The sequence below is a fragment of the Natrinema sp. SYSU A 869 genome (assembly GCF_019879105.1).
In the GTDB taxonomy this organism is placed as follows: domain Archaea; phylum Halobacteriota; class Halobacteria; order Halobacteriales; family Natrialbaceae; genus Natrinema.
Map to the genome: position 1 here is coordinate 293,229 of NZ_CP082247.1, position 26,496 is coordinate 319,724.

Annotated in this window: 29 protein-coding genes and 5 pseudogenes; 17 read left to right on the top strand and 17 right to left on the bottom strand. The window is 56.0% G+C overall.

Going from position 1 to position 26,496, the window contains the following annotated elements; genetic code table 11:
- Positions 1 to 47 precede the first annotated feature (47 nt).
- The 5 genes from K6I40_RS01225 to K6I40_RS01245 all read right to left on the bottom strand — a co-directional run bounded on the left by K6I40_RS01225 (position 48) and on the right by K6I40_RS01245 (position 5,227).
- The gene (locus tag K6I40_RS01225; RefSeq protein WP_222913285.1) at positions 48 to 1,691 is read right to left on the bottom strand and encodes an NAD-binding protein; all 1,644 of its coding nucleotides are present in this window, start codon (positions 1,689 to 1,691) and stop codon (positions 48 to 50) included.
- Between the two features lie 95 nt (positions 1,692 to 1,786).
- Positions 1,787 to 2,959 (bottom strand): inorganic phosphate transporter, encoded by a 1,173-nt coding sequence (locus K6I40_RS01230; RefSeq protein WP_222913287.1) that lies wholly within the window; start codon positions 2,957 to 2,959, stop codon positions 1,787 to 1,789.
- Between the two features lie 45 nt (positions 2,960 to 3,004).
- Positions 3,005 to 3,466 carry a DUF6691 family protein gene (locus tag K6I40_RS01235; protein ID WP_222913289.1) on the bottom strand — a complete coding sequence of 154 codons (462 nt, stop codon included), beginning with the start codon at positions 3,464 to 3,466 and terminating at the stop codon, positions 3,005 to 3,007.
- A 1-nt stretch (position 3,467) separates the two neighbouring features.
- Positions 3,468 to 3,965, bottom strand: a complete 498-nt coding sequence (locus K6I40_RS01240) for a YeeE/YedE family protein (RefSeq protein ID WP_222913576.1) — start codon at positions 3,963 to 3,965, stop codon at positions 3,468 to 3,470.
- 20 nt (positions 3,966 to 3,985) lie between these two features.
- A complete protein-coding gene (locus tag K6I40_RS01245; protein ID WP_222913291.1) occupies positions 3,986 to 5,227 on the bottom strand; it encodes an MBL fold metallo-hydrolase in 1,242 nt (413 codons plus the stop codon).
- A gap of 244 nt (positions 5,228 to 5,471) precedes the next feature.
- Between K6I40_RS01245 and K6I40_RS01250 the strand changes: the two genes are divergently transcribed.
- From K6I40_RS01250 to K6I40_RS01270, 5 genes are all read left to right on the top strand, one after another.
- The gene (locus K6I40_RS01250) at positions 5,472 to 5,717 is read left to right on the top strand and encodes a sulfurtransferase TusA family protein (protein ID WP_222913293.1); all 246 of its coding nucleotides are present in this window, start codon (positions 5,472 to 5,474) and stop codon (positions 5,715 to 5,717) included.
- On the top strand, positions 5,717 to 6,307 hold the full coding sequence (locus K6I40_RS01255; RefSeq protein ID WP_222913296.1) for a DsrE/DsrF/DrsH-like family protein: 591 nt from the start codon (positions 5,717 to 5,719) through the stop codon (positions 6,305 to 6,307). Before K6I40_RS01250 ends, K6I40_RS01255 begins: the two co-directional genes overlap by 1 nt.
- A gap of 2 nt (positions 6,308 to 6,309) precedes the next feature.
- A complete protein-coding gene (locus K6I40_RS01260) occupies positions 6,310 to 6,507 on the top strand; it encodes a HalOD1 output domain-containing protein (RefSeq protein ID WP_222913298.1) in 198 nt (65 codons plus the stop codon).
- 586 nt (positions 6,508 to 7,093) lie between these two features.
- Complete coding sequence (locus K6I40_RS01265; RefSeq protein ID WP_222913301.1) at positions 7,094 to 8,140, top strand: MBL fold metallo-hydrolase; 1,047 nt, start codon at positions 7,094 to 7,096, stop codon at positions 8,138 to 8,140.
- A gap of 18 nt (positions 8,141 to 8,158) precedes the next feature.
- Complete coding sequence (locus tag K6I40_RS01270) at positions 8,159 to 8,938, top strand: MBL fold metallo-hydrolase RNA specificity domain-containing protein (RefSeq protein ID WP_255681437.1); 780 nt, start codon at positions 8,159 to 8,161, stop codon at positions 8,936 to 8,938.
- Between the two features lie 499 nt (positions 8,939 to 9,437).
- Here K6I40_RS01270 and K6I40_RS01275 read toward each other — a convergent pair whose 3' ends face one another.
- Together K6I40_RS01275 and K6I40_RS01280 are read right to left on the bottom strand one after the other, a co-directional pair.
- The gene (locus K6I40_RS01275) at positions 9,438 to 10,589 is read right to left on the bottom strand and encodes a hypothetical protein (protein WP_222913303.1); all 1,152 of its coding nucleotides are present in this window, start codon (positions 10,587 to 10,589) and stop codon (positions 9,438 to 9,440) included.
- 78 nt (positions 10,590 to 10,667) lie between these two features.
- Positions 10,668 to 11,351 (bottom strand): IS6 family transposase, encoded by a 684-nt coding sequence (locus K6I40_RS01280; RefSeq protein WP_222913274.1) that lies wholly within the window; start codon positions 11,349 to 11,351, stop codon positions 10,668 to 10,670.
- Positions 11,352 to 11,488: 137 nt separating this feature from the next.
- On the opposite strand from K6I40_RS01280, the pseudogene K6I40_RS01285 reads away from it, so the two are divergent.
- Positions 11,489 to 12,084 (top strand): annotated as a pseudogene (locus K6I40_RS01285) (IS6 family transposase); the annotation flags it as partial.
- Here K6I40_RS01285 and K6I40_RS01290 read toward each other — a convergent pair.
- The gene (locus tag K6I40_RS01290; RefSeq protein ID WP_222913669.1) at positions 12,023 to 12,205 is read right to left on the bottom strand and encodes a hypothetical protein; all 183 of its coding nucleotides are present in this window, start codon (positions 12,203 to 12,205) and stop codon (positions 12,023 to 12,025) included. The pseudogene K6I40_RS01285 and the gene K6I40_RS01290 sit on opposite strands and share 62 nt — an antisense overlap.
- Positions 12,206 to 12,518: 313 nt before the next feature.
- Positions 12,519 to 13,079, bottom strand: a complete 561-nt coding sequence (locus K6I40_RS01295) for a hypothetical protein (RefSeq protein ID WP_222913305.1) — start codon at positions 13,077 to 13,079, stop codon at positions 12,519 to 12,521.
- 231 nt (positions 13,080 to 13,310) lie between these two features.
- Between K6I40_RS01295 and K6I40_RS01300 the strand changes: the two genes are divergently transcribed.
- From K6I40_RS01300 to K6I40_RS01310, 3 genes are all read left to right on the top strand, one after another.
- The gene (locus K6I40_RS01300; RefSeq protein WP_222913579.1) at positions 13,311 to 13,574 is read left to right on the top strand and encodes a hypothetical protein; all 264 of its coding nucleotides are present in this window, start codon (positions 13,311 to 13,313) and stop codon (positions 13,572 to 13,574) included.
- A gap of 613 nt (positions 13,575 to 14,187) precedes the next feature.
- Positions 14,188 to 14,766 (top strand): helix-turn-helix domain-containing protein, encoded by a 579-nt coding sequence (locus tag K6I40_RS01305; protein WP_255681413.1) that lies wholly within the window; start codon positions 14,188 to 14,190, stop codon positions 14,764 to 14,766.
- A 452-nt stretch (positions 14,767 to 15,218) separates the two neighbouring features.
- A complete protein-coding gene (locus K6I40_RS01310; RefSeq protein WP_222913312.1) occupies positions 15,219 to 15,521 on the top strand; it encodes a HalOD1 output domain-containing protein in 303 nt (100 codons plus the stop codon).
- A 514-nt stretch (positions 15,522 to 16,035) separates the two neighbouring features.
- On the opposite strand, the pseudogene K6I40_RS01315 reads toward K6I40_RS01310, so the two are convergent.
- The 3 genes and pseudogenes from K6I40_RS01315 to K6I40_RS01325 form a co-directional block, all read right to left on the bottom strand.
- Positions 16,036 to 16,287 (bottom strand): annotated as a pseudogene (locus tag K6I40_RS01315) (hypothetical protein); the annotation flags it as partial.
- On the bottom strand, positions 16,284 to 17,174 hold the full coding sequence (locus tag K6I40_RS01320) for a winged helix DNA-binding protein (protein WP_255681414.1): 891 nt from the start codon (positions 17,172 to 17,174) through the stop codon (positions 16,284 to 16,286). The gene K6I40_RS01320 and the pseudogene K6I40_RS01315, both read right to left, overlap by 4 nt.
- 696 nt (positions 17,175 to 17,870) lie before the next feature.
- The gene (locus tag K6I40_RS01325) at positions 17,871 to 18,128 is read right to left on the bottom strand and encodes a hypothetical protein (protein ID WP_255681415.1); all 258 of its coding nucleotides are present in this window, start codon (positions 18,126 to 18,128) and stop codon (positions 17,871 to 17,873) included.
- 84 nt (positions 18,129 to 18,212) lie between these two features.
- On the opposite strand from K6I40_RS01325, the pseudogene K6I40_RS01330 reads away from it, so the two are divergent.
- Positions 18,213 to 18,320: pseudogene (locus K6I40_RS01330) on the top strand (epimerase); the annotation flags it as partial.
- Positions 18,321 to 18,390: 70 nt separating this feature from the next.
- On the opposite strand, the gene K6I40_RS01335 reads toward K6I40_RS01330, so the two are convergent.
- Positions 18,391 to 18,870, bottom strand: coding sequence for an ester cyclase (locus K6I40_RS01335; protein ID WP_222913317.1), 480 nt, complete (start codon positions 18,868 to 18,870; stop codon positions 18,391 to 18,393).
- 873 nt (positions 18,871 to 19,743) lie between these two features.
- Here K6I40_RS01335 and K6I40_RS01340 point away from each other — a divergent pair.
- Both K6I40_RS01340 and K6I40_RS01345 read left to right on the top strand, forming a co-directional pair.
- Positions 19,744 to 19,935: a hypothetical protein gene (locus K6I40_RS01340; protein ID WP_222913320.1), complete on the top strand. Its 192-nt coding sequence runs from the start codon at positions 19,744 to 19,746 to the stop codon at positions 19,933 to 19,935.
- Positions 19,936 to 20,134: 199 nt separating this feature from the next.
- Entirely contained in the window at positions 20,135 to 20,422 is a 288-nt protein-coding gene (locus tag K6I40_RS01345) for an amphi-Trp domain-containing protein (RefSeq protein WP_222913324.1), read from the top strand.
- Positions 20,423 to 20,752: 330 nt separating this feature from the next.
- Here the strand turns inward: K6I40_RS01345 and K6I40_RS01350 are convergent, their stop codons facing one another.
- The 4 genes and pseudogenes from K6I40_RS01350 to K6I40_RS01365 form a co-directional block, all read right to left on the bottom strand.
- Complete coding sequence (locus K6I40_RS01350) at positions 20,753 to 21,622, bottom strand: universal stress protein (RefSeq protein WP_222913327.1); 870 nt, start codon at positions 21,620 to 21,622, stop codon at positions 20,753 to 20,755.
- Between the two features lie 345 nt (positions 21,623 to 21,967).
- Positions 21,968 to 22,180, bottom strand: a complete 213-nt coding sequence (locus K6I40_RS01355; RefSeq protein WP_222913330.1) for a hypothetical protein — start codon at positions 22,178 to 22,180, stop codon at positions 21,968 to 21,970.
- Positions 22,173 to 22,781 (bottom strand): annotated as a pseudogene (locus tag K6I40_RS01360) (ImmA/IrrE family metallo-endopeptidase); the annotation flags it as partial. The pseudogene K6I40_RS01360 and the gene K6I40_RS01355, both read right to left, overlap by 8 nt.
- Before the next feature lie 128 nt (positions 22,782 to 22,909).
- Positions 22,910 to 23,098 (bottom strand): hypothetical protein, encoded by a 189-nt coding sequence (locus tag K6I40_RS01365; RefSeq protein ID WP_222913333.1) that lies wholly within the window; start codon positions 23,096 to 23,098, stop codon positions 22,910 to 22,912.
- A gap of 94 nt (positions 23,099 to 23,192) precedes the next feature.
- Here K6I40_RS01365 and K6I40_RS01370 point away from each other — a divergent pair, with 94 nt between their 5' ends.
- The 5 genes and pseudogenes from K6I40_RS01370 to K6I40_RS01390 form a co-directional block, all read left to right on the top strand.
- Positions 23,193 to 23,474 (top strand): hypothetical protein, encoded by a 282-nt coding sequence (locus tag K6I40_RS01370; RefSeq protein WP_222913335.1) that lies wholly within the window; start codon positions 23,193 to 23,195, stop codon positions 23,472 to 23,474.
- Positions 23,475 to 23,540: 66 nt separating this feature from the next.
- The gene (locus tag K6I40_RS01375) at positions 23,541 to 23,930 is read left to right on the top strand and encodes a hypothetical protein (protein WP_222913338.1); all 390 of its coding nucleotides are present in this window, start codon (positions 23,541 to 23,543) and stop codon (positions 23,928 to 23,930) included.
- Between the two features lie 584 nt (positions 23,931 to 24,514).
- Positions 24,515 to 25,515, top strand: a protein-coding gene (locus K6I40_RS01380) for an IS630 family transposase (RefSeq protein ID WP_222913340.1) whose coding sequence is annotated in 2 segments (ribosomal slippage) — positions 24,515 to 25,007 and positions 25,007 to 25,515 — 1,002 coding nt in all. Because the reading frame shifts where the segments join, the coding sequence is not laid out codon by codon here.
- Positions 25,516 to 25,525: 10 nt separating this feature from the next.
- The gene (locus K6I40_RS01385) at positions 25,526 to 25,723 is read left to right on the top strand and encodes a helix-turn-helix domain-containing protein (protein ID WP_255681438.1); all 198 of its coding nucleotides are present in this window, start codon (positions 25,526 to 25,528) and stop codon (positions 25,721 to 25,723) included.
- 426 nt (positions 25,724 to 26,149) lie between these two features.
- Positions 26,150 to 26,440, top strand: a pseudogene (locus K6I40_RS01390) (response regulator); the annotation flags it as partial.
- Positions 26,441 to 26,496 lie beyond the last annotated feature (56 nt).

Below are 26,496 nucleotides of genomic sequence, written 5' to 3' on the forward strand. Positions count from 1 at the left end.
CTCGCTCGAGAGAATTCAAGCGGTTTCAGTCGGCGCCGAATCAGCGGTCACTCCTCCCTGAGGAACATCGTTTCAAACCGGTGGACGCTCTCGTCCGTCCCCCCGATGACGACCTCGTCGTCCGGTTCGAATTCGAAGGTGGCGGGATCGAACTCCGCGATCGTCTCCCCGTCGCGAACGACAACGAGGACGATGCTTCCGGTCTCGGATCGGATGTCGGCCTCGGCAAGCGTTTGGCCCGCCAGCCGTCCGACGGGCAACTTGACGACGTCGATCTGTTTGTCCACTGCCAACACCGACTCGTCCTCGAATATCGTCGATGCCAGCATTCGACCGCTGACCGTCGCCAGAGACTGGACGTATGCCGCGCCTGCCCGGTAGAGTTTACCCTCGCTCTCCGGTTCGTTCGCCCGCACGATCACGTCGACGTCTGGGTTCAGATCGCTGACGATCAGCGTCGTGAAAATCGCCGTCGTGTCGTCGTTGAGGGTGACTATCACGGCCGATGCGCCGTCGACGCCGGCCTCGCGAAAGATGTCCGGGTCCCTGGCGTCTCCCACGACGTCGACACCCTCCTTCTCCTCTCGATCGATTACGGTTACGTCCGAATTCGTGTCGGCGAGGGCGTCAGCAGCGGTCGACCCTGCCTCGCCGTACCCGGCTATGAGGACGCGCTGGGACGAAAATGATTGGACGGACGACGTCGCTTCCTCGCGTAGGGCCGCGATCTGCTCCGGTTCGCCGGCGACCAACAGTCGAACGTCGTCGTCCAGTTCCATGGCCGGATCGAGCGGACTTTCGAACTGCCCGTCGATCCACACGCCGACGACGTCGACACCGAACCGTTCCCGAAGCTGCGCCTCCTCGGCGGTCCGGTTACAGAGGTTACTCCCCGCCTCAATGGAGAGTTCGACCAGCTCCAGATCATTCCCGAGTTCAACAGCGTCATCAATCACTGTCGTGACGGCCGTCGGGACTTGGTGAGCGAGGCTCTCTCCTAAGAGTTGTCGGGGAGACAGGACGTCGTCAGCACCTGCGATCCGGTGGTACTCATCGAGTGTCACGTCTTCGACAAGCGTTACGATCCGGACGTCCGGGTTTACCTCCTTCGCGGAGAGGACGATACTCGCGTTGGTGTCGTCGGCGGCATCGGCCACGACGGCCGTCGCCCGCTTGACGCCCGCGTTCTCAAGTGCCTCGGTCGACTCGGGATCGCCGTGAACGATCCGATACTCGTCCTCATGGAGGGCCGTCGCCCGTTCGCCGTCGGGTTCGACGATCACGTATTCCCGACCCCGAGATTCGAGTTCCGAGATGAACGCTTCGCCGCGCGGAGAGTACTCACAGATGATGACGTGATCCTCCAGATTCGTCGCCATTGGCACCGACGGCGCGAGCGCGTTCCGGAGCCACGGAACTGCGAACACGTCCGCGGCGGTGAGAATGAGCCCGATTCCGGCGAGTTGCACCCCGATCATCAACAGGTTCATCTGCGGCGTCCGCCACGGCGCATCCTCGCCGTATCCCGTCGTCGTGTACGTCTGAAAGACAATCTGGAGGGATCGATACAGCGGCTGCGGGCGGTCTTCCCACGCGGTCATGCCGTAGTTGTACAGGAGCGTAAAGAAGACGGTCGATACGGCAACCAGTACGAAGTAGTAAACGGGACGACGAGATTTCCACAGCGACATACGTCTATTACCCAGAGCCGACGTGTTGAACCCAGATCCGACGTGTTGAGCGTATTGGATGATCGGAACGGTTGACTATCTCCTACGGGACATCGTCAGCTACCCGCGAGTAGCATCGATCCGTAGCCGAGTCCGAACGCAAGAACGAACGATCCGACCCAGGCGACGACGGTGACTCCTAGCTTTCGGGGGCTGATACCGTTCCCGCCAGCGACCGCGAACCCGCTGCCGACGATGGCACTCACGATTATCTCGTTGAACGAGACCGGCACCCCTAGCAGGACCGCGGTCTGTGCGATGAGAAACGAGGGGACGAGCGTCGAGATCGATCGGCGCGGCCCCAGCGACGCGTACTCCTGGGAGATCGACTTGATCATCCGGGGTGCACTCGTCCAGGAGCCGACGAGGATCCCGACACCGCCGCCGAGCAGGACCGCGATCGGCGACACCGTCGGCAGATCCTCGAGCAGCGGGAACAGCGGCCCGACGGCTAGCCCGACCTGACTCGCTCCCGCCGAGAAAGCCACGAGCGCCCCGAGTGATAGCAGGAACCGTCGCAGTCCGCCAGCCTGATCACGCCTGACATCCCAGCGGACGATGGCCGCGGTGAGCGCCCCGAACCCGAGCGAGATCGCGATCGTTGCGATGGCACCGTCGACGGAAACCAGAGTGGTCCCGGCAGCGGCGAGCGTTCCCCCGATCGATGAGAGAAACACAAACTCGAGATTCGCGACGACGGTGCCGACGATTCCAGCGAGTATTGGAATGCTGACGTCTTCGGGAACGTCTGGTCGCGGAAGGACGCTCGCGATTCCGTAGGCGATGCCCCCGCCGACGAACGGCGTGAGCACCCAGACTGCGCCGATTTCGGCGTACTTCTCCCAGGCTGGATCGCCGCCGAGTGCGAAGCCGACGCCGATGACCGATCCAGTCACGGTGAACGCGGTCGCGATCGGATACCCGGTGTAGATGCCGATCGTCATCAGTCCGGCGCCGATCAGCAAGACGACGATGACACCGACAACCGGGAGGCTGATTCCCTCGACGAGGCCGTTGCCGACGGCTTCGGAGACGTTCCCACCCTGGGTCACTGCACCGGCGAAGCCGAGAATTCCAACGAAAAACGCTGCACGCATCGTCGGAATCGCGTTCGCGCCGACGGCTGGTGCGAAGGGCGTCGCGCCGCTCGAGCCGGCACCGATCACCCAGGCCATGAACAGGCTCGCGACGGCAGCGGTGGCGAATAGTAGTATCGTTGTGGGTTCCATTAGTGTCTGAAAAGCTGTGTCACAGTTTTTGAAATTCGAGCGGCGTTAGTCGGCACCTGCCGGTGCAGTTTCGGCCGCGGTGCGCTTGCTACGCCAGACCCCCTGCAGGTAGGCGCCGGCGAACATGCCAACGAGCGCCCACAGGATGGTGACGTTCCCGATCCCGAGGCTGGCGTAGGCCGCACCGGGGCAGATCCCCGACAGACCCCAGCCGACGCCGAAGATCCCGCCGCCGATCAGGACGTTTCGGTCGAACGGCTTTAGCCGACGACCGTACACGTCGCCCGTCAGCGGTGCGATATCGCGTATCCGGGGCATGACCGCGAAGGCAATTCCGGAGACGATCGCGGCGCCGAACATGACGAACGGCAGGCCGAAGTCGTCGAACTGGAGGAAGTCCAGTACGACTTCCGGCCGGGCCATGTGGCTATAGGCGAGGCCGAAGCCGAAGATGAGGCCGCCGAGGAGGATCAGCGGCATGAACAGGGGATGACGATTTCTACTCATCTTACGGACTCACCCCCATGGTCTGCACGAACTGGGCAGTCACGATCGCGACCGTCAGGAACGTGATCACGCCGACGATCGACGTCCGGGAGGCCGAGCCGACGCCGCAGACGCCGTGGCCCGACGTACAGCCCTTCCCGATGCGCGTCCCGATCCCGACGAGGACGCCGCCGAGCAGCAGTCGCCAGGGCTGGACGTCCGTCGTCCACGCTCCGCCTTGCCAGACGACGGCGTAGACCGCCCCTCCCAGGATGATTCCCAGCGTGAACACGACGCGCCAGTCCCGGGAGGCACGGTACTGCTTGAACCGCGACTGATCCGAGACGTACGACAGCGTCGACTCGAGGAACGTGCTCGCGCCCGCGGCGATTCCCGTCCCAAGGTAGATGACGACCGCGCCGAGGCCGACGAGCAGTCCACCGATAGCGTACCGGGAGATTCCGTTTGGAAACGGCTCGGCGGGCACTACCTGGCCCAAGGCGACGAGTTCGGCGAGCATTGCGATTTCGATCACAGTGATTAGTCACCCGCCAGCGATTCCTGGCTGGCCGCGCAGTTGTTCGGGCCGAGCTCGAGTTCGAACGCTTCCTCGTCGTCGGCCGCCTGCTGCCCGAGGTTCGTGGGAATGATGTCCTCGTAGTTGGCCGGACGGGGCGGCATGTCCGAGAGGATCAGCTCGACGAACTCGTCTTCGTCCATCGTCAGGGCATCCATCTCTTCCTTGAGCTGGCCGATCGGTGCCGTGTAGGTGCCGTCGTTGGCGGGCTCGGCGGCGTCGCTGAAGTGAGCGCCGCCGATGAGCGTGTCGTTGGGCAGGGTTAGCACGCGCTCCTGCAGCGTCTCGTAGAGCTGTCGCGCGGCGTCTTCCGCGCCCTCGTCGCCCTCCTCTAAGTCGGGGCGGGCGACGCTCTCGACGAACAGCCCGTCACCCGTTGCCAGCAGTTCGCCGTCGATCAGGTACGAGGTCATCCCGGAGGTGTGACCGGGCGTGTAGACGGTCTCAATGGTGGCGTCACCGACTTCGAACTCGTCGCCATCCGCTGCGAGAGTCATCTCGTCGGCGTAAGTGACGCCGCGGTCGACCGCCGCCTCGGGGATGACGCCGTCGACGCCCTCGTTGTCGAGCGCACGAACCCCCGAGATGTGATCCGCGTGGACGTGCGTGTCAATTGCGTACTGGAGGTCTGCACCGACCTCGTCGGCGTCCTGCCGAGCTTGCGAGGCAGGGCTCGCGGAACCCAGTTCCGCGGTGTCCTCGAGGTATCTAGCGGTGAACGCGCGCAGCGGGTCGATCACGGCCGCCTCGCCGCCGTCGACGATGAGGTAGCCGAGACAGCCACTCGAGGGACGCTGGTACTGGTAGAGCGTCCCGCTCCCGTCGTAGCGCTCGACTTCGACGCGCTCATAGATACGCGCCCAGCCGTTCATCCCGTCCTCGAGGTGATCGACGTCGTAGCCCCGCTCTTTCAGCGTCGCGGCGACGTATTCGCTGGAGCTGCCCTTCGCACAGAGGGTTGTAATTTCGCGGTCGTCGGGAATCTGTGCAAGAACGTCGTCGTCAACTTCGTCGTCCAGGAACTCGAAGTACGGGATGTTGATTGATTCGACAGTCTCACCGTCGATTTTCCACTCGTCGTACTCCGATTCCATGCGGGTATCGAGGAGCGTGACGTCCTCGCCCGCGTCGATTCGGTCCTTCAGCTCGTCTGGGCTGACTGATTCGATCTCGACGTCCGGCATTGGAAGATCCATGTCGTCCATGTTGTACAGTTCCCAATATCGGCTACTGGCACTTAAGGGTTTGTGTAGTATTTCCTATTGCACACAATACAGGCTCGATCAAATTCAGCTATAAACCTTGTTATACGCGCATATGGGCGATATAAACTAGTTATTTGGACTCAGAAGGAGAAGGAGATGTTTGTGTATTGCACAATAATAGATAGCCTTTTATGAGAGCGAGCAATATTGTGTGATAGCTCCAATACAGAGCACAAAACAAACCATGAGTTCAGAATACCAGACCACGGAGACGCTGGACGTGAAAGGACAGTCTTGCCCGATGCCCATCGTGAAGACCAAGCAAGCGATCGACGATCTCGAGGCCGGCGATGTTCTCGAGGTCGTCGCGACGGACTCGGGCAGCATGAGCGATATCCAAGGGTGGGCCGAAGGCACCAATGGTGTCGAACTCCTCGAGCAGGTCGAGGACGGCGATCTCTACACCCACTACGTGAAGAAGACGAAATAATGAGCACGGACAACCAAACGACGTCAGTCGACGACACCGATCCCGAGACCGACGCCGCCGAGCTGCAGGCGCTGCGCGAGCGCGTCGAGGAACTTGAAGCGTCGATCGCAGCGGGAGACACGAGCGACGATCAGAAGAAGATGACCATCGTCGCGACGCAGGGCAGCTTCGACATGGCGTACCCGCCGTTGATCCTCGCGAGCACGGCGGCCGCCTTCGGCTGGGATGTCGTCGTCTTCCACACGTTCTGGGGACTCGACATCCTCCACGAGGAAAAGTCGAAGGACCTCAAGCTGAGCGCCGTCGGCAACCCAAACATGCCGGTCCCGAACGCCATCGCTGCACTCCCCGGCATGGACACGATGGCCACGAAGATGATGCAGAAGAAAATCGACGACAACGGGACTGCCACCATCGAGGAGTTGATCGACCTCTCGCTCGAGAGCGGCGTCGACCTGCAGGCGTGCCAGATGACGATCGAGTTGATGGACTACGACAAGGACGACTTCCACGACGGTGTCACCACCGGCGTCGGAGCGGCCACCGCGCTACAACACATGGCCGAATCCGACATTCAGCTTCTGGTCTAGTCATGAACAACACCAGGTCCACGCTCTCGAAGCCGAGCCTACGCATCCTCGAGGATATCACTGACACAGAAGACATCTCCCCGGCTGATCTCGAGCAGTCGCTCAACGACATCGTGGACCCCACTGCGCTGAATCAGTTGTTCGAACCGACCGCTACTGACGACTCTGCCCGAGCGGGTGCGTTTCGTTCACGTGTCTAGGATACAATGTAATTCGGCTCGTTTGTTGTTTCCTTCGGGTTTGTCACAGCACTACTCAATCTCTATTAGGTTCGGGTGGTGTTCGTAGCGTTGTGCTAAATACAAGGTGTGTATAGGTTGCGAATTGGTACAGAATCGTTCGGCGTAGAAACGGTATCTAACTGTGCGAAGGGTATCATTGTCCGAGCGGAGAATCTAGGGGTAAGAAGATGGTCTCTAGAGTTCGAGAGGATCTCGATACAGCGATGCCCGGTCAGAGCCACTCCCCGCCCCAGCTGGTGCAGATAACTGAAGTGACTGCCAAACCCTCTCGGTCGGGTCGACAGACACAGGGAAGTGCTGGGAAACACCGATATTATACAGAAAGTGTGGCTGAATGAGCTGGGAAAACGGATGCTATCCCCGGCGTGTGGAAAATGGATAGTATTGCGTCATACGCGGAATCATACCGATCGTTGAATGGGGTACTGTCGTCGATCGACCGGTTTCTCCCTGCGTTGTCCGAGAGAGACGTGATCCAGTCACTCTCATTTAGGGGGCAACGTGAAACCCGTGAACGGTTCTATGCTGAGGAAGTGATCCAACAATGACCGATAACGGTAACGGACAAGTCGCATATAAAACGACAACTGTAGATGAATATGCGGAAGACGATGTTCCTCTTGAGGTCGATCCCGGGGACGGCACCCCGTTCGTCGTGATTCCGCGCGGTGGTGTACAGGAAGTGGGGCGAAGCTGCTATCAGCTTGAAACGAAGTTCGGTACCTATCTCGTTGATGCCGGACTCAATCAGGGTGATGGCGGTCAGTTCCCTGACTTCAGGGGGCTCGACGAAGGACAGATCGATGCTGTGTTTCTGACTCATGCACACATCGACCATATTGGAGCAGTTCCGGTGATTGAGAGCCGACATCTCCTCTCGCCTCGTGCACCAATTATTACGACCCGACCGACCGAAGCGCTTGCCAGCACTCTCCTAAAAGATTCATTGAAGATCCACAAAGAGCAGGCAGAGAAGCCAGGACGAGAACAGCTCTATACGGAAACGGACGTGAGAAAGGTGCTCGATAGGTTTGTTCCCCGAGGATATATCCGGGGCGATATTCAGGACTACGTCCCAAACCTCCCGGAACAGGAGACCCTGACGTTTGACTTCGGGAATTCTGCCCACCTTCTGGGAAGTGCCTGGATCGCCCTCGAGACATTGGGGTCCCGAGTCGTGTTCTCCGGGGATATCGGCGGCCGATCAAACCATCTACCCGATTTCGATGAGCCGCCCAAGGCAGACAGTCTATTCCTGGAGTCCACCTATGGTGGAACGGAAAACCATGACTCTGCAAGCGATATCCGAACTGATATTTATACTGATGCAATCTCTGCAGTACGGGATCAAGAACCGGTCCTGATCCCCAGTTTCGGCGTCGGCCGTTCACAGGAACTACTCTACATATTCAAGAACCGACTCCATCAGCTCGATAACGATACCCGGAGCCAGATCCAACTAATCTACGACGGGATGTCCGTCAGCTCCACAAACACCTACAATCAGCACGCCCACGGGGAATTCGCTTCTGAATCCATCCGAAACCTCCGGGTCAGCAACGGTGAGGACCAACCGTTCCTCCCGGAGTAGGCTGAAGCAGGATATCATATCGATCGGCAAGACGCTCTCGACAATGCGCGCACCCCCATCATTATCGCACCGTCCGGAATGCTATCAGGGGGCTGGGCCCCATCCTACCTCGTTGATTTCGCAGAACGCTATGATCAGGCGCACGTCTTCCTCTGTGGATTCCAGGCAGATGGGACTCCAGGCCGGCAACTAGAAGAGGCGATCGGCTCAGATGAAGAAACGATCGAGATAACTCTCTCGGCGTTCGGTCTCGGTGAGGGAGTGCCCGATAGGGATGAAGGAACGATCGTCAAGATCCCGACCGACTGGATTGCACGATATAGCGGTCTCTCTGCACATGGGGCGCGGGATACGCTCCGTGAGTTCGCGAGGTTGGTCTCGCCTGAGGAAATAACCCTCGTCCATGGTGAACCGGAACAACAGCGAGCTCTTGCCGCAAATCTCGCTGACAAAGTTGAAACCGTCTCCGGTATCCGGATCGGCGGCATGATGGAAGCCATTCCCGTTCGCCCGAGGACGGATGAAAAGACAGACTCTGCTCTCACTGATCGGCCGGCCACGAAACTTCTCGATGAAGCCGAGCACGAGTTGACCTTTGACGAAGCGTCGGCTGCCGCCGATCTGGACCGTTCCGATTTGGTAGATCGGATGGACTCCCTCGAGATGGCCCTTCGAACTATCGATGCCGAACTGGGTGTTGCTCGCCACGACAACCACCTCTCTCAAACAGAGATACGATCTATCGTCCGAGACGAAGTGAAGTCCATCTTCACCGAAGAGGGTCTTATCGACAACTGACCCTTGGCGAAAGTACGGTTCATAATCCAGCGGTTAGGAACTTGGTGGTGGTCGGTGATCCAGTTCTCTCCCGAGCGGATCTGAGGTCCGTGGCCCGTGTTAATTCGCCCCCTGATCGATAGAATGTGAGGAAGGGACTCGTAGAGAACTCGGTAATAAGCAGTAGGCCATCAGCTCGAACCAGGGGGACGCTCCAAAACCGTTTATAAACACGATGCCGATACACAAGCTATGGGTGATCGGCTTGACGAGATCGACAAGCGCATCCTCTACTATTTAGCGCAGGATGCACGAAACGTCTCAGCGATCAAATCGTCCACTTCTTGCGCGATCTCTTCGTCAACAGCAACGCCGAATTTTCCTTTGCCATGTATGTAACGCACTAAGAACGGCGTTCACCAAGTATACGGCGTTTTCAAGTCGTTAACGATGACTCATAAGACCATGTGAATCGTTCTATGACACCCTCTCAACCAGAGGGAAAACGAGGCGATTGTCCCTATGAAAACGGGAGCTCAATATCTTCTTCGTTGCTCACCCACTCGCCCTCAATGTAATTTTCTACTGATAACGGCTCTTCAGGGAAAGTCTGTTCGAGAGTAGATGACGACAGTTCCTCCGCCGACGCCGTATCTGCATCAGTGGTCTCTTCATTGTCGGTAGAGGCAATCTGGCGTTCAACAATGGTCCCATTGGCACCGACTGCGACGTGGTACATGTCTCCTCGGGAAACACCATTGAGTACTGCCTCAACAGGGGTTTTGAATCGTTGCCATTGTCCTGCGGATTGGCGCTCATATACTTTACCATTGTCGCCAGCTGCGAGTCCCTCAGATCCCTCACGAGCAACAGCTCGAATTGCCTCGCGCTCATCGTCAGCGACATGGGGAGTCCACCGGAAGCCATCGTACCGGTAGATGATGCCAGGCCCAGCGGCAACGTTCACGTCGTCTTCGGCTTGGCTTGCGATATCGAAAAACGAGCCACCAGCGAAGTCGATACCGATCTGTCCCCACGTCTCGCCCCCATCGTATGTTTCCGCGACGAACTGACTGGTGCTACAGACATGCCCCTGCTCCCGCGTGTTGAAATCAATTCCAGGAATCGTCGAGCCACCACCAGGCTTAATTACGTCATTATACTGGACGGCCCCGCTTTCCTGGCGGACACCTACGAGCAGCTCACCAGACCCGTTGACGAAATACAGGCGCTCATTCTCGTCGGCGTTCCCCCGCACAGCGCAGTCCTCCCATGTGCTTGTCATTTCCATCGGTGCGGAGTAGTTCGTCAGCGTCTGGGTCGTGACGTTGTATTCGCCAATGACGCCGCTTCCACCGACAAACCAGACAGCTTCGCCGTCGTCAGTCACATCAATCCCGGTTAGCCGCCGACTTCGAGCTTGGGGACCGTACTCGACGACGAGTTCCCAGCCGCCTTGAGTCCGGGCGGCAACATTGCCATTAGCCCCGCAAGCGAACGGACCTTGGGCAGTATTGACGGCGTCGTTGAATGTCGCCTCAGTAGGAGAGTCTGCTTCCTTCCAACCGTTGTCGGTCGATTCCTGCGTGGATGCCGCGCTGAATCCGGTGATCCCAACAACTGTCGTTGCTGCTCCTAAGCACATGAATTCACGGCGCGTATGATCAGTCATCGTCAATTACAATTCAATATATCGACTTATAATAATATTCGTGCTAGATTATAATTTGACATGAATGGCACTGTCTAGTCAACGATTCTGCACCTCCTCAACAGGCGTGCGGTTGTTGAGCGCCTGGTTTGGTCGCTGGAAATTATAGTAGTAGACGAAGGCGGCGAGCCAGCGCGCAGCGCTGGCTCTGCCGCCCATCCACGTCTGGTGAAATCGGTCGATCCGCATCGCAAGCGTCTGGAACCACTTTTCGATCAAGTTCCGGTCGACGTAGTCGAGGTGACCGCGTAGATCGCACCGCGCGAGCGCGGTCAAATAGCCCATCCCGTCCACGAGAAACGTCGTCTCCGAGAAGTCGTGTTTCTCGGCCAGCTGGCCGAGAAACTCGGCGGCTGGGTCCGTTCCTCGCCGTTCTAAGACGACCGCACCGAGCAGTAGCTTCGTCTCGACGTCGATTGCGGCGTACAGCCAGTGCTGCTCGGTGCCGATTTTCACTGCGGTTTCATCGACCGCGACCCGCGACGGCTCTGCCGTCGGCGGGTCTGGGACGGTTTCCGCAGTGCGGTGAACCCACTGCCACACCGCCTGATGTGACCGGATCACGCCGAACTGCTCCAGCGCGGCGGCTGTTTCACGAAGCGAAATTCCCGTCGAGTGAAGCCGCACCGCGAGCGCCCTCAGAGCGCTCGCGGTGCTCTCGTCGTCCCAACACGCAAGCGGATTCGGCTCCAGAGAGACGGTAAACAGTTCTTGAGCGGCCATGGCATCCGTCTCTAAGAACTGTCCGCTCTTTGGCTAGACAGTGCCGGCGATGCCTAACTATCAGAAGTGCGACGGCATCGTCTCGATGGCACTGTCTAGTTGAGCCAGTTTGAGAAACGAGCAGGTCGTTGAGTGAATTGGATAGAACGCTCTCAGACCTGCTCAGAGAGGTCTATGAGGCGGATTTAGAAGAATTTTGGGAGAACGAGCGGACGGCGACGCCCGTTAGGGCGTTCGCCGTCCGCCTCCACCAGACCGGTTGTTCGCTTCGAGGGACAATAACGATTCTCGCTGAATTAGGGATTGAACTGCCTCATGGAACGGTCTGGAGTTGGATACATCGGCTGGCTGACAGCGGACGCGACCCGCCAACGGAGACCCCGTCGGGGTCGCTGTTGACGAAACCGCTGTCAAAATCAACGGCGAGTGGTATTGGGTGTATGCTGCAATAGATATTGGGTCAAAGTTGATTCTCGACGTCGCGTTATTTGGTCGGAACGGCACTGATCCGGCGGCTGCATTTCTCCAGAAACTCCGCGAGAAACACGATCTCTTCGAGGCTGAATTTCTCGTTGACCAATTCGGCTATCGGACAGCTCTCTCGCGGTTAGAATCGAGCGATCGGGTCAACTATACCGACCGAAACCTTATCGAAAGGTAGTTTCATACCCTCAAAATTCGCGTTGACCGTTTCCATAACTCGTGGGTGGGCAGTCGGGCGAGTGTTCGCGAGCCTCTCGCTGGGCCTGCTGTTCGAGTTCACCTGCCCGTTGAGAGTGCTCGTCACCGATTTCGTCGACGATGGCGTTATCGATCGTGAAGCGCTTGCCACGGTGATCAACCTGTTCGAGCATCAGTATGCGTCCTCTTGAGAAGCGTCTCGAGCGTCCGCCCGCAAGTGATCGTATCGGACTTCACACTTGTCTGAACAGAACCGTCCGGTGTATCCTGCTTGATCGCGGGCGAGTCTCGTACAGGTCGGCAGTCGGCACTCATTGCGGTCGGTCATCTGGCGATACCTCGATTCAGAAACCGAGTCGTCTCACTGTCTGGCGACGCTGGTACTCCATCAACTATATTCATGGATTGCTGCGATGGCTCTGTTCGAGCCCCCGCACCCCTTCTGGGGCGATAAACTGTCTCGAGCAACGACTCAGTCGCCCATCGTCAGTGACTGAATGTCCCATCCGGAGCGGGAACCAGCCCGGTGTGGATCTCGAGATCGAGACGCCGAAGATGCTTGCAGCCATCGTCTGGCTGGCGCTTCTCGAAGTCCGGACAGGTGCACGTCTCTCCCTCGATGTCGACCTCGTAGGTATGTCCACTCTCACTCACAACCTCGTAGCGAGCGCCCGCTGTGGCAAAGCGGACGTCCATGTCCTCACTCAGTGCACGGCGAGTTCGTGGGTCGTCGATCGAGTAGCCACCTTCCTCGAGTGGGGTCGATGGTGCTGGTGTTTCACACTGGTCTCTGAACTTGTCGCGACGATTGCGTTCTTGGCCACAATTCCGGCAGCGCCAGTAGCGTGTACGATACTCGTAGCCATCGGTGAGATCGATCTCGTATGGTGTTGGTTCCCTGCCTGGTAACCACTTGTCAATGGCGATGAGTTCGTGCCCGTTCAGTCGAGCGACGCCACCGGAATACCTCTGCTCTCGGTCAGTGGTGTCGCCGCGATCGTGGTGGTGCTCCTGCTGCTCGTGATGGATTGGTCGATCTATACTCATGGGTACTCTCGAGGCACACGTCGTCGCGCCTCACCCGTCAGGCGCGAAAAGGCAACTCAGATTTTAGGTCAGGGAATCGGTTGTGAGGAGATAATTCTGAGTAGGATCGCAGTCTCCGTTTGTTCGAAGGTGTCCCCCGAGACTGGTTGGTTCCTCACGGAGTCAGCCCTGTCCCCCGCTGAGGAATACTCTTAAGCAAGCCGATAGCAAAGAGTGGAGTACAACGTCGAGATGACCGATCTCTCTGATCCACAGCCACCGCTTCCAGAGTGGATCTTGGACACGTACGATGTCCTTTGTACTCACAGTCTCAACTTGGCTGAGCAGGAAGACGTCCAGTCGATCCCTCGAGAGCAAGCGCTCGAGGTTCTCCACAGTACTGATGAATTGGCCCTTGAACCCGAGGATGCGACCCATGCACTTACCCGGTTGATTGAGCGAGGCTACTTTTACGAGGTTGACGGCGACCTTCGGGTGACGACGCCGGAAGACTAACTCACGCTCTTCGAAGCACAATACTGGATTTGGAACGTAATCGCATCTCGGTTTCCGTGATCGTTCCTTCACCGATATCCGCTGGATCGGTAGAAACTACTCGCCTTCGCGTTGATTATGACAAGAAGGAGTCATAGAAGAGTTCTCATGCTCTCTGTGCGGGCACCCGACGAATGATAAGTATAGGCGAACAATGGAACGCTGTAAAGTGCCCTCTGACAAGTCACTGCCAATACCTATATGATAAATAATATCTACGATGTCACTCATCGGCTGCGGTGGTGATGATACGCTATTAGTTATGGTTCTGTGATTCAGCTAATGGGATTAAAGGGGATTCAATACCTCTGGAGTGATGCGCCCTGTTAGGTGTCCGTATGGCAAAAGCGCATCTGTTGAATGAGGACCTGATGCAGTCAGTTGGTACTGAACGGGGTAAACGTGGCCGGGAGTTGTCACCCCCTTTGTATGGCGTGGTCAAAGTACCAACGTCATGCGATTCAGACATACGGGGTGAGAAATGAGCTTGATCGCTGAGTTCAGCATTGTCTCTCCGCTAATGAGAGAAACAGAAGCAGTCCCAGAGATGGTGTTACACACTGAGGACATACATATGACGCAGGCGGGGGAGGAGAAACACATCTTCTGGGCTTCTGGTGACGATTTCAGCACCTTCGAATCAGCACTCCAAGCCGACCCTACCACCAAAGAGTATGCCTGTCTCACTGAACTCGACGACCGACGTTTATATCGTGTGACGTACCCCGAAGACGCTGTACAGGAGTCATTGTATCCAAAAGCGACTAAGCATGATATAGTGTATCTCGATATTACAACCACACATGAGGAGTCCCGCTTTCGTGTTCGCATCCCAACTCTGGAAGCACTAAAAGAATATCGTGAAGCCTGTGAAGAGGAAGGGATTTCGTTTCACCTTCACCGTCTCTATCAGGAACAGCCTGATGACCCGGCTGAACGGTTCGAATTGACTCCTGCTCAGCATGACGTACTCGTTCGAGCACATGAACGTGGCTACTTTAACGAGCCACGCTGCATCACACTCGAAGAGTTGGCAGAGGAGGTCGAGGTTACCTCGTCTGCACTTGGGCGGCGGCTGCGGCGAGCACTAGACACACTCGTTGAACAGACGGTCCGTTCAGATGCCGACGTTGTCACTGATACAGAACGATAGCGCATACCCGCGTCTTCAGGCGCGGGTCGAGCGGTAGGCCTATCCGACCAACTGTCGTAGATGGCCGGAACGGATTTCCCTCAAAACTGTTTTAGTGTGGTGCGTCGTAGCATAGAGTGTGACGAATACCGTGAGATGCCGTTCCTGAACCACAAAGGATGGCGAACCAGCGGTGGTTCGCACGGCGATGACATGGTATTCGACGGGGCCTGTTTGACCGGGCCACAGCCCTATACAGGGGAGGAAACGAGAGTTCCCCCGGTATGCTGCCGGTTCCCCTTGAGTGCGGGCTGGAACCTCGAACGCCACACCCGGCGGAAATCAGATGGGCGGATTCCACGCCCTGAAGGGCGTGGAGGAGGTCAATAATCTCCATCTGAACAAGAGGGCACTTAAACACGTAGCTACTGACTACGGAGACTCACACGTATGGAGTGCTCAATAGGAAATAGATGTCAAGCACAGATTCCCCTGTCAAGTATACTTACAGTGAGGATGCCCCCGTCAGCCAAACAGTCATCGCTGCTGTTGCAGAAGCATCAAATCGTGATCCGATTGAGTTGGATCCGCTCTATGAATATATCGACCCTGATGCCCTGAACACTCTCTTTCATCCCCACTCCAGTGATGAGGCGGATCAAGACGAAGTGTATCTGGAATTTACCTATACAACGTATCGCGTCGCAGTGACCGCCAACTACGTTCATGTCTCTCAATTAGAAGGAGCGGAGAGCAGCAGTATAGTCGACCTGTGACACACTTCATGACAAATGAACAGCCAATTGATAACACTGAATCGCTTCGTTCCGCTCTCCAAGCGATCTTAGAAGAAGCAGCAACAAACGATGTCGAGATAGAAGGGAGCCTACGAATCCGAGCGACGGCTGATCATCCGAATTGGGAAATCCAGATTTGGAAACTCGAATGAGCGATAATTTCCAGTATTCATATCAATGAGGGAGGATGAGTGTGTCTGTACAGGAATACAAGCGGTGTCTGAACTGTGGCACGGTGGAAAGAGAGATAATTTATACGTACTGCGAGACCTGTGCGACGCCTCTCGTCGAGTCGTACAATTGTGGCGAACCGCAAGATTAAGTAAACGACTGTTTACAGCGATCAATACGCAGGTGTAGTGAACAGATAATTCATTTCGGTCGATGCGAAAGAAACGCCATGCGAATCGTTCTATGACTCCCTCACCTGCTGTTAGTCGTCCTCGAGCCACTCGTCCAGCTCGCCGAGCGCGCCGTCGACGACGACCAGGTGATCGTACTCGTCACCGAGGTCAGTAACTTCCTCATAGCCGAGGTCGTCGAGTACCCCCATTAAACGGCGAAGGGCCGCCTCTTCCACAACGACGAGATCGATATCTTTGGTCGTGTCCTTGAGAGACGGCTCGTGAAGTGACATTGCGCCACCTCCGATGAGATACGTATCAACGTCCGTCTGGAGGTGATCTGCGATTTCCTGGAGTTCGGTCTCGATATAATTACGACCGAATCGTTCACGAGAGCTCATACAGTGATCTCATAGTCTCTGGCCGTTTGTTTGAAGTCTTCCCATTTGGGCAATTGCTCAGTTGTTGTGGTTCCGTCTGTCTCTAAGTATTCGATGAGTTCATCGACGATAGCGCACAGATCGTTTGTTGCTTCGGGGAGATAGTGTTCAGCACGCTCCCGCAGTGCCGTTCGTTCGATGTCCTGTTGTTGCATCAATAAGAGGCAGTACATTCGGTACCGGGGGCCGTCATCGATCAGCAGTGTGTGACAGACTAATTCTGCGGGAGTGATCTCGGAGAGTCGATCCGTCCGGAAGTAGTGTCGCCGGTCCCTGGTGAGAAGCGGGACATCGAACGCTTCAAACAGGGCAGGCCCGGTCAAGTAAAATCCGTCGGCAGTAACGTCACTATCGCAGGCGAAAAGGAATTCGTCGTGTGTTTCCCAGAGAAAGTTAAGTCCACTTGCGTGTCGCTGTGCTTCACGACGATGTTTCTGGTGGAGCAGCCCTCGAGCAATCGGGGCCAACACTGCAAACGGATCATTGAGACGATACTGGGACTTCGATTTTCCAATGACACCAACGTGCTGAAAGTCATCTAACCGACGGTATATCGTCGCCTGACTAACACCACTCAGTTCGGCTAACTCGGTTGCGGTCCGCCCTTGATCGAGATAATAGAGCACGAGTAGCCCAGCGCCAGCAATGAGATCGGGTAGATCCATGTGGCTATATTCCGTGAGAAGCCCCTCGAGTTGCTCGATTGGTTCGATATCCGTAGGAGAAACCAACTTTTGTCGACCGCTTTGCTTGGTTTGGACGTACCCGTAGGCTTCTAATTCGGAGACAACACGTGAGGTGTGGCCAGCGCTCCAATCGAGTTGATCAGCGAGCGTACTGATACCCACTTCCGGCCCACCCCTCACTATAAGATATGATAATAGGCGAAAATGACTCTTTTCTACCATGTGGTCTCATATTACGCAAACAATTTATAAAACCCTTTCGTTATTTGAGACGATATGGCTGAAATCCAATAAGTGAGGTTCCAAACATTACTGATAGCTCACCTATACAATAGCTAGACGCTTTATGATGAAAACAGTTGACACCAAGGGTGATATCACCGACGGTATCGAGGCGCTTGGTCGGGGCGACGTGAACCCCTTATTCCGTACATTCCTCGATGGTAGCAAGCACGAGGGGCAGAACTCGGAGAGGATGAAACCGATTCTCGCCTGGATGATGAGATGGTGGCATCAACGTTTGAACGTTGTCTGACCCACTGTCTGATACTTTAATTTCTTCCGTGTCAGGGAGATGTGTCCATCGGAGGAGTGGAGATGCACCGTTTGCCCGATTCGTCTGATACGTGATGATGAAATCCTTTGTCTCGTACCATCGAACCTCGAGAATGCCAGGTGCTGTCGGCGAACCTCGGTCACTAACAGTTGCACGTACCAGACGCGGATGAGATCGGTGTGGCTCGAGGCTGACGTTCTCGATCCCCTCACGACGACTCAGAAAGCGGTGAATCACTTGCAGGGATTCCCTATCCGGATTGGTGTCCCAGCGCTTGATCGTCGGGACGTGGTTCGTGGTCGTCATTGCGACTCGAATGATGCATGGTCATTGGTATGGGTCTCAACGAACGCCGATATCAGACGACCGTCGTTCTGTTGGAGCTGGCGTGCTGCTTCGTAGAGGCGGATATTCCGTTGAATACCGTTCCATGTACCGATCGCCTGCATCAGTTCATGTGTTGGCCGATCACTGTCTGATCTGTATACCGAGGCGGTATCCGGTCCTTCGACGCCGAATTCTTCTTTTAGTTCGGCTTCTTTCGCTTCCAGCTCACGCACCTGCTCGACGAGATCCTGGACCGAGTGACCTTCCGCGATCTGGGTTACCTCCCGCCATTCTAGGTACGCGTCGTTCCGACTGTCGCCATGGAACGGACAGTCACAGAATCCATCGCGAGCGACCGTGACGGCAGCGCCCACGACCCGGGTCGTGACGCCGAAGAACGGCTCCTCGAGACGCTTGCTGGATGAAAAGCGCGTAGTCAGGACTGAGTCGGCGTAATCGGCGTAGTCGGCGCAGAAAGAGGGGACACGCTACAGGTCAGAGGATGTTCCGGATCGCGCCACGTGCGAGCGTCGGAAGCTGGCCGACGATCGCGGGGAACGTGAGCCCGAGCTGTTCGGCCATCGACGACTGGTCGAAGTAGACCCTGAGGGACTCGATCCCGTCCTCGGAGACGGTAAAGACGTCGACACCCTCGAGTTCGACCGTGTTCCCCGTCGACGGAAGTCCGTTGAACGGCCCCGTGTGAGTTCCGTGCAGGGTCCACTCGAGGACGAACACGCCCTCGACGTCCGTCGACAGTAGATCGTGGTCGCCAAAGTGAACGTCCGGAAACCCTCTCACAGTCTCCACGACCCACTTACCAATCTCGGTACCCGTCCGCGGTTCGTCGAACGGCGGGGCGGTGACGGTTCCTCCGGGTGCGAACGCTGCCATCACCGCTTCCGGGTCGTGGTCGTCCCAGCCCTCTACGTAGCGGTTGCAGTATTCGTCCGTGTTAGTAGTTGCCACGGCCATGGTATCTATACGAGATGGATACATAAAATCCGTGTTAACGCCGAGAGCAAGCGCTCGAGGTTCTCTACAATATCGATGAATTGGCCCTTGAACCCGAGGACACAACCCATGCACTCACCCGGTTGCTCGAGCGAGGCTACTTTTACAAGGTTGACGGCGACCTTTGGGTGACGACGCCAGAAGACTAACTCGTGGACGCAGTTCGAAATGCCGTGCAATACTGGATTTGTAGTATAATCGTCTCTCGGTTTCCGTGATCGTTCCTTCACAGAATCCGCTGGATCGGTAGAAAACGGCTCGTCTTTGCGTTGTGGATCACGCCGATCCAAAATATGTGGCAGCGGTAGTCTCAATCGGCGTCGATGATTGAGTATTCCTCAGAGGTCAGGCGACGCGACTCGACAGCCACACGGCGCCGCGACATGCTCCATCGGACCGCGTGTGTGTACCAGAATCACCGCTTTCCCACAGTGCGGACACGATGGCAGCGACCAGTCTTCTTCCTCTCCTGACTGTGTCTTCTCGCTCATAGCCACCTCGAGCGGTGACTGTCGCGACCGACGGCTACTCGAGTGCGATACGACTCTCGTGCGGGACGTTTATATCCCGTTAGAAGTAAGCGAAACATGGCTTTCGAGCCTCGCGGCTGGAAGCCACGTCTCGGGTGCTAGAGACACCCGGGACATTTCAACGCATGCCCCCGCGACAAGGTGGAGCGCGGCTTCCATCTTGATTAATGATACCTAGTTACTTATAGCATTGGGATTAGCACTCGAGAGAAATAGTTTGGTACCCATCTTGCTCGGTGACTTTTTGCCGGTGTTCTGACCCTCATGCTATGATTTATATACGATCAGGAGGCCACTGTCGGCGATGTCTGAATCCGAATACAGAGATGATCTTCTCATCGCTGTCGCACTGACTGAGTTCAGCGTTCAGTACGAGCAGGCTGATCCTGAACTAGCTGAACATGCGTGGCAACTGGCTGCCACCCGTCTCATCAATCACGATATTCGGCCTGCTAGGGCTGTCGACGAACTCGAGATTGGAGCATCAAGAGAGTAACTGACCTGATTAGAGAATCTAATCTTAGCTATCAGAATTAATGAGAGCTGATGCTAAGTACAGGGAGCTCAGGTATCGATCGATCCGTTAAATCACTCGGCCTCTGTCAAGAAAGACGTGCGAGATACAGAGCGTCTATTCAGTAGAACGGTTCCGACAGTAGAGTACAGTTATCAGTATAGGCGGTGTGTATCTCTCTATGCCCGAAGAAGTGCTGTTCAAATCGGAAAGCGATCAGAGTCGAGAGGAGATTGCAGCGTATCTTCGCCGTGTAGCCGAGAAGTTGGAACAAGAGAACGCGATCACGCTAACATCGGGGGCCGAGTCCGTGACGATGGAGCCGCCAGCTCGCACGACGTTCGAGGTTAAAGCCGAACGTGAGGGGCCGACAGGTGGATCCGGTGAATTGAGTGTCGAGTTCGAACTCGAATGGGACGAGAACGGCAGTGAGGGAGACAGTGGGAACGGCCAACTAGAAATTGAGTAATAAACTAGTGCTCTGTATGGAGTACAATCGCTGAAACCGGGCACGAGCTGAGGATTCTAAATAAAGCCATTCGGCCTTGTTTAGACGCTAGCGAGAGGAGTTCTATGGCTAGATTGTGACCACTGAACGTGAGATGTGGTCGAGAGTTTGCTAACTGGACACTCGGTGTCGATTCTACACTCTCGGAAGAACGGCTGAGACGTCGACGTTTTTGAGAGGTGTTCTTGGACATCAACGACATTTCGGACAGTTATATCGCTACTCACGCACAACAGGATCTCTATCCCGCGAATTTTCGCGTCTAAACACGGCCAAGCCATTCCTTTCGAGTTACTCGCCGTGTCTAACTGTGATGACGGGAACCGGCGCTGAGCGGGCGGTCTTTTCAGCGACGCTCCCAAGTAGTATTCGATCACTTCCGCGCCTCCCAGTCGTTCCCATCACGACAGCGTGGATATCGTTCGATTCGATAGTGTCGAGTATCACCTCGATAGGGGATCCGTGTTCGACGTGCCGGACAGTGTTCGAAACGCCGCGTGTCTCCGCCTCGGACACAAGGTCGTCAACGGCATCGGCCCCAGCCTGTTCACTTTCCCCTCCCAAAATAGTTGAGCGAACGTCCAGACCAAGCGATGTATCGTCGACGACAGACAGTACGTGAACAGTCGCATCGAGAGCCGCTGCAAGTGAGAGGCCATGCTCGGCAGCATGAACTGCACTAGCACTCCCGTCGGTCGGTAGGAGGATGTTCTCGTAGGGGAACACCAATTGTTCATCGGGCTGCATCCGTGCCGTCAGAACGGGGACGGAAGACAGACGGATGACTTTCTCCGTGACGCTTCCGATGAGGTATCGTGACACCCCCTCCCGACCGTGCGTTGGCATTACGATCAAGTCGTAGTCGTATCGCTCAGCGTATTCGACGACCGTCGGCGCTGGGTTCCCTTGGACGACGTCAGAATCGTAGTTTACACCGAGTGTGTCCAGTGTCTTTTCCGCTTCTTCGACGACGCTCTCGCCTTCCTGAACAAGTGCGTCAACGACCTGTGTTTCGACGACTGTGACACTATCGCGTGTCGTATCCGCGACAAACAGAACGTGGATAGTGGCGTCGGCCCAGTGTGCGATCTCAGCAGCGTGATGTAGTGCCTCCGCAACACCATCGCTTCCATCGAACGGGAGTAGAATGTCCTCGTACATATGTATGACTGACTATGAGAACCACCGTCAAATGGTTTGTCACCCATTAGATTTCGGCTCACGCACACACATCACCGGGACTGGTATCGTTTGGGCGACCTCCATACCCACACTACCCGTCATGTATCGGTTGAAATCCGTTTCGCCATGCGTATCCACAATAGTGACCTGTGCCTGTACGAGATACGCGTGCTGTATCTCGTACGGCTATCGGAACACCTCGCTGAACTGGAAGAACTCTCAGTGGTCAGTACGCATATACACTTACCAGACTATTCATATCGATTAGGAATGAAATTTATATGGTACACAAACGGACAGAGGAGAACCAGATAGGCTCTCCTACTACGGACTCGGAAGGACCTGCACATCGGACTGCATCACGCAGAGACGAAACTCACCGACCGAGAATCTGACCTCGAGATCAGCGCCTGCTGAGTCGACGAGTTGCTCGAGCGCTTCGATGTCGATCACCCGTTGCAATTGGTACTCGTCATGACCGAGTCCCTGCTCTTCGAGTGCAGTGACGATCTCGAGGAGGAGATTTCGCTCATTCATCCACCATCACCTCGTCGACGACATCAACGATCTCCGCAGCTGTCGAACTGATCCGTTCGAGTCGGTCAAAGATCGCCTCTGGTTCGTCGCCCTCCCATGCAGCCAGATAGAACGCTGACCCGCTCGTATCCAGCCCGAAGTACCGCCCGACGATATAGCCGACTGCTTCAGCCTCGAGTTCGCGTTTCGAGCGGTCAGTCTCATTGCCGTCACCATGCAAGCGTGCGTGGGCGTATTCGTGGACGAGCGTCACAGCGAGAGCTGCGCTGTTCTCACGATTTCGGACCTCGATTAGTGGTTGTTCCGCAGGAGAGCGATACTGACAGATGCCTTTGGCGTCGCCATGAGTCCACTCCGTTGGGGAGACGACCTCTACATCTACGTCGAGTGATGAGGCCACCTCGAGAAGTACTGGGAGCAGTTCGCTGGCATCTCCACTCGCTTCGGTCTCGAGTTCGGGAAGTGGCTCTCCCTCAGTTTGGGAAATATCGAACACGGGTGCTGGCCAGAAGCCTACGAGCCCTTTTGACCACTCTTTGGGCGCTGTCTCGTCGTATCCGCAGTCGCTTCGGTCGTGGTACGACGGCGAGTTTTCACACTCGTGTTCGAGACGTATCCTGTGGCCCAAGACGATTCATTCCCCGTCCGCGTGGAAACCGGAGGGAGTTCCGATGAACGGACCGTCACTGCGTATGGGACAGAGTCATAGAATACGCTGACTGGACTACGTCACAGCTGCTGTTCAGGTGTCCGTGATTCTTGGAGTTCGAGGTGGTCGCTCTCCTGGATCTCCGCCAGCCGCATCTGGAAGTGTGATGGGCAGTAGTATTGCATCTGTTGCGCCCCATCGTCTGTGTCCTGAACGACGAGTTGGGCGGTGGCATCTCGGACACACGGCTGCCACCAGTCGCAGTGCATACGTGTCTTGACACCGTGATAGGTGATAATACAACAGGATGATGTTCGATATCTGCACCGCCATTTCTTACTGGTTGCGCCTGTATACTGGTATATGTCCCAAGGGGAGGAGAGCTACGAGGTCCGGGTGTATTCGAACATGGTACAGGTCGGTGAGAAGGAGACGTTCGGGGATGTCCGGAGCTGGACGTATGGTATCTCGGAGGATGCGCCGCCGGGTGCGGTGCACAAGGACGGCGATCGCAATGTGTTCGATGATGAGGACGTGGTTGCGGAGGAGTTGGGGACGCCGCTGATTGGCTGGGTGATCGTGTTTGAGGAGCCGCCGCTGGAGGACTACTCATACTACCGGTATCCGCAGTTTGAGGGCGAGTGAGCGACGGTCCCATTGATTCTCTTTTACTCCTGTAGAATTATGCGGGTTGTTCTCGTACCACGCGGTATGAGTACGGAAGAGCCACACTGGGTTGGTGTCCTGGAGCAGGATGCGGAGAATCCGGCAGTAGGCACGTTTCCAGCGACGGTCTCGACATCCGCGTTCGATGCGGTCACCTTCAACGATCTCATCTATTGGGGGTACTGGAAGGAGCGTGATTATCTGGTGGCGACACGGCACCTATCCGTGTACGATGGTGATCACCGATTCACGCAGCTCGGCCAGTCACTGCTCGATGGTGACGGGTCAACCACGTTGCCGCCACCGGTGATCGACCGGATCACACAGTGGGGAACAGAGCAGGTACACTGCCTCGGCGACCGATCGATTCCGATAGTATGCTTCCTGGTGTCGGACGAAGCGTACCGACTGGCGACAGAGCAATTCGAGGAGTGACCGGTTACGATGCCTTTCGAATCGTCATTGGGAACGATGCCGAGCAGATAATCCGCTGGGATCTCGTAGATGGACTATGGTCATACTTCTTGAATTCAGTATTGCTGCCGAAGACTTCGTTGTCGGCAGTATCCTTCAACAGGTGATTGGTGTCAAATCCGTCGAGCTCGAGCGGGTGATCCCGCTGGGGGAGCATCCGGTCCCTTTCCTGTGGGTGACAAGCGACGATCTCGATGAGTTTGAGAAGGGGGTGCTTTCACATCCGCTTGTGAAAACGGTCCATCAGCTGGAGCAGATCGGTGATCAAGGACTCTACCGCATCGAGTGGGCGGATAACCCTCCCAACAATCTGCTTGCAGGTATCCAGACCAGTGAGGGGACTCTCCTTGAGGCGTACGGCGATGAGAACTGGTATTTCCGTCTCCGGTTTCCGACTCACGATTTGGTCGGTGAGTTCTACAATTTCTGTATTGACCATAGTATTACAATCCATATTGAACGGGTGGTTCCGTTGGCTGAGATCGGTGGGCCAGGGCCTATAGTAACCGTTAGAACTTTCTACTCAGAGATTGTTGCTAAGCGTAGTGGATCATCTCGACGAAATCTCTGTCGAGGAATTGCAAGATGCCCTCGACAACGTGGAGGGGAAGAAGCCGACACAACGGCTCTTAGCGGCAATAGCGTTCAAAAACGGCGTTACACAGACTGAACTAGCCGAGTGGTACGACGTTCAGCGACGCACGATCTATAGCTGGCTCAAGCGACTCGACACCGACGAGTCGCTTGAGCAGGCTGTTACTGATGCTCACCGATCTGGGAGAAAACGAAAGCTCTCAGAAAAAGAGCAACAAGAATTCGAGGAAGTTGTCCACGACTCACCCGAGGAAGTTGGGGTTGACGCGCCGGCGTGGACGCCGGCGCTCGTCCAGCAGTATCTCGACGAGACCTACGATGTCGAGTACTCAATCCCGAGTTGCCGGCGGTTGCTGAACGAGGCGGGATTGAGCTACCAAAAACCACGCCGCACAGCCGCTGAAGCTGAGGCTGACGAACAAGAAACGTTCTACGACGAACTCAAAAAAAGCGGCGGGAGATGGACGCCACAGTAGTCTGTATCGACCAAACCAAGAAATCCGTGCAAGTTGAGCCGCGTGCCGCGTGGTTTCCGCGCGGCACGCGGCCCTCTGTCGAACTCTCTGGCCAACGCGACTGGACGTGTCTGCTGGGCGCGATCACCGAAAACGGTGATCGCTTTTTCTCCCGATTCACTGAGTACGTCACCGCCGAACACACGAAACATTTCATTTTAGCATTATGCAGAGAATTCGAAGGTAACTTGATTGTCGTCCTAGATGGTGCGCCATATTTTCAGGCGTCAGCCGTCACGGACCTGGCGGCCCGTGACGACCTCGCCTTCGTGACGTTACCGTCGTATTCGCCGGAACTGAATCCTGTCGAGGAGTGCTGGAGACAGCTTCAAGCGTCCCTTAGCAACCGCTTCTTTGATTCACTCGACGAGCTGACGACAGCGATTGATACAGCTCTCGACCAACTCTCAATCCCAAAGGTGAGTAACTATTTCTAACGTCTACTATATCTTTGATGTTACGCCTGAACAGCGGGAGGCCCTGTTGTTGGCGCTTGAACGAGGTTATTTCGATACACCGCGGAAAGTTACATTGACTGAACTCGCCGAGGAATTTGATATCTCGTCACAAGCACTCTCTGATCGGATTCGTCGAGGTGTTAAAGAAGTGCTCGTGAAGTCTTTGGCCGCAACAGGTGATGAATGAGACAAGAGGGGGATTTAACTATGCTGTTGCAGCAAGACGAAGTATCTCCCGGCGCACCGGTTTCAGTTGCAGGTAATGAGTGATGAGATTTCTGTTGATCCTGAAGCAGATCAATTGTTTGAATGTCTTGCCAGTTATCGTCGCCGGTTCGTGCTTCAGTTCCTTGCGGAAGAATCCAACCCGGCTACCGTAGATGAACTCACAACTGCTCTCTTCCGCTGGGAAGCAGACAGCGATGATCCATCGGATGCGCTCTTCGAGAACATCCAGATCTCTCTTTTTCACCACCATCTCCCGAAATTAGCTGAGGCCGGGCTCGTCATCGTTGCTGGCGAGCAGGTGTCCCTCGTAAACTGGTCTGTCCTCTCCGTGATCGAATCGATGGCGGAGTCCACCGGAGGTTCAGAGGAGAGTCGTGATGTGCAGCTGGAGTTTGAAGATCCTTCTGTAGAAGACCCTGGCGCTGATATTCTGTTAGTCGAAGATAATCTGGGGGATGTCCGGTTGATGAAAGAAGCGTTTTCTGACGCGCAGATTGCGAACTCGATCTATGTCGTCGGTGATGGGGAGGACGCCCTTGACTTCATCTATCATCGCGAGGAGTATACGGATGTACCGCGACCGGACCTCATCCTGCTCGACCTGAGTCTTCCCTGGATGAACGGCGATGAGGTTCTCGCTGAACTTAAAGACGACCGCGAGCTGAAACACATCCCAGGGCTGTGTTGAATCACTAGACAGCGGCGGAATGGTTCGCTAAATCGAAGGTCTTG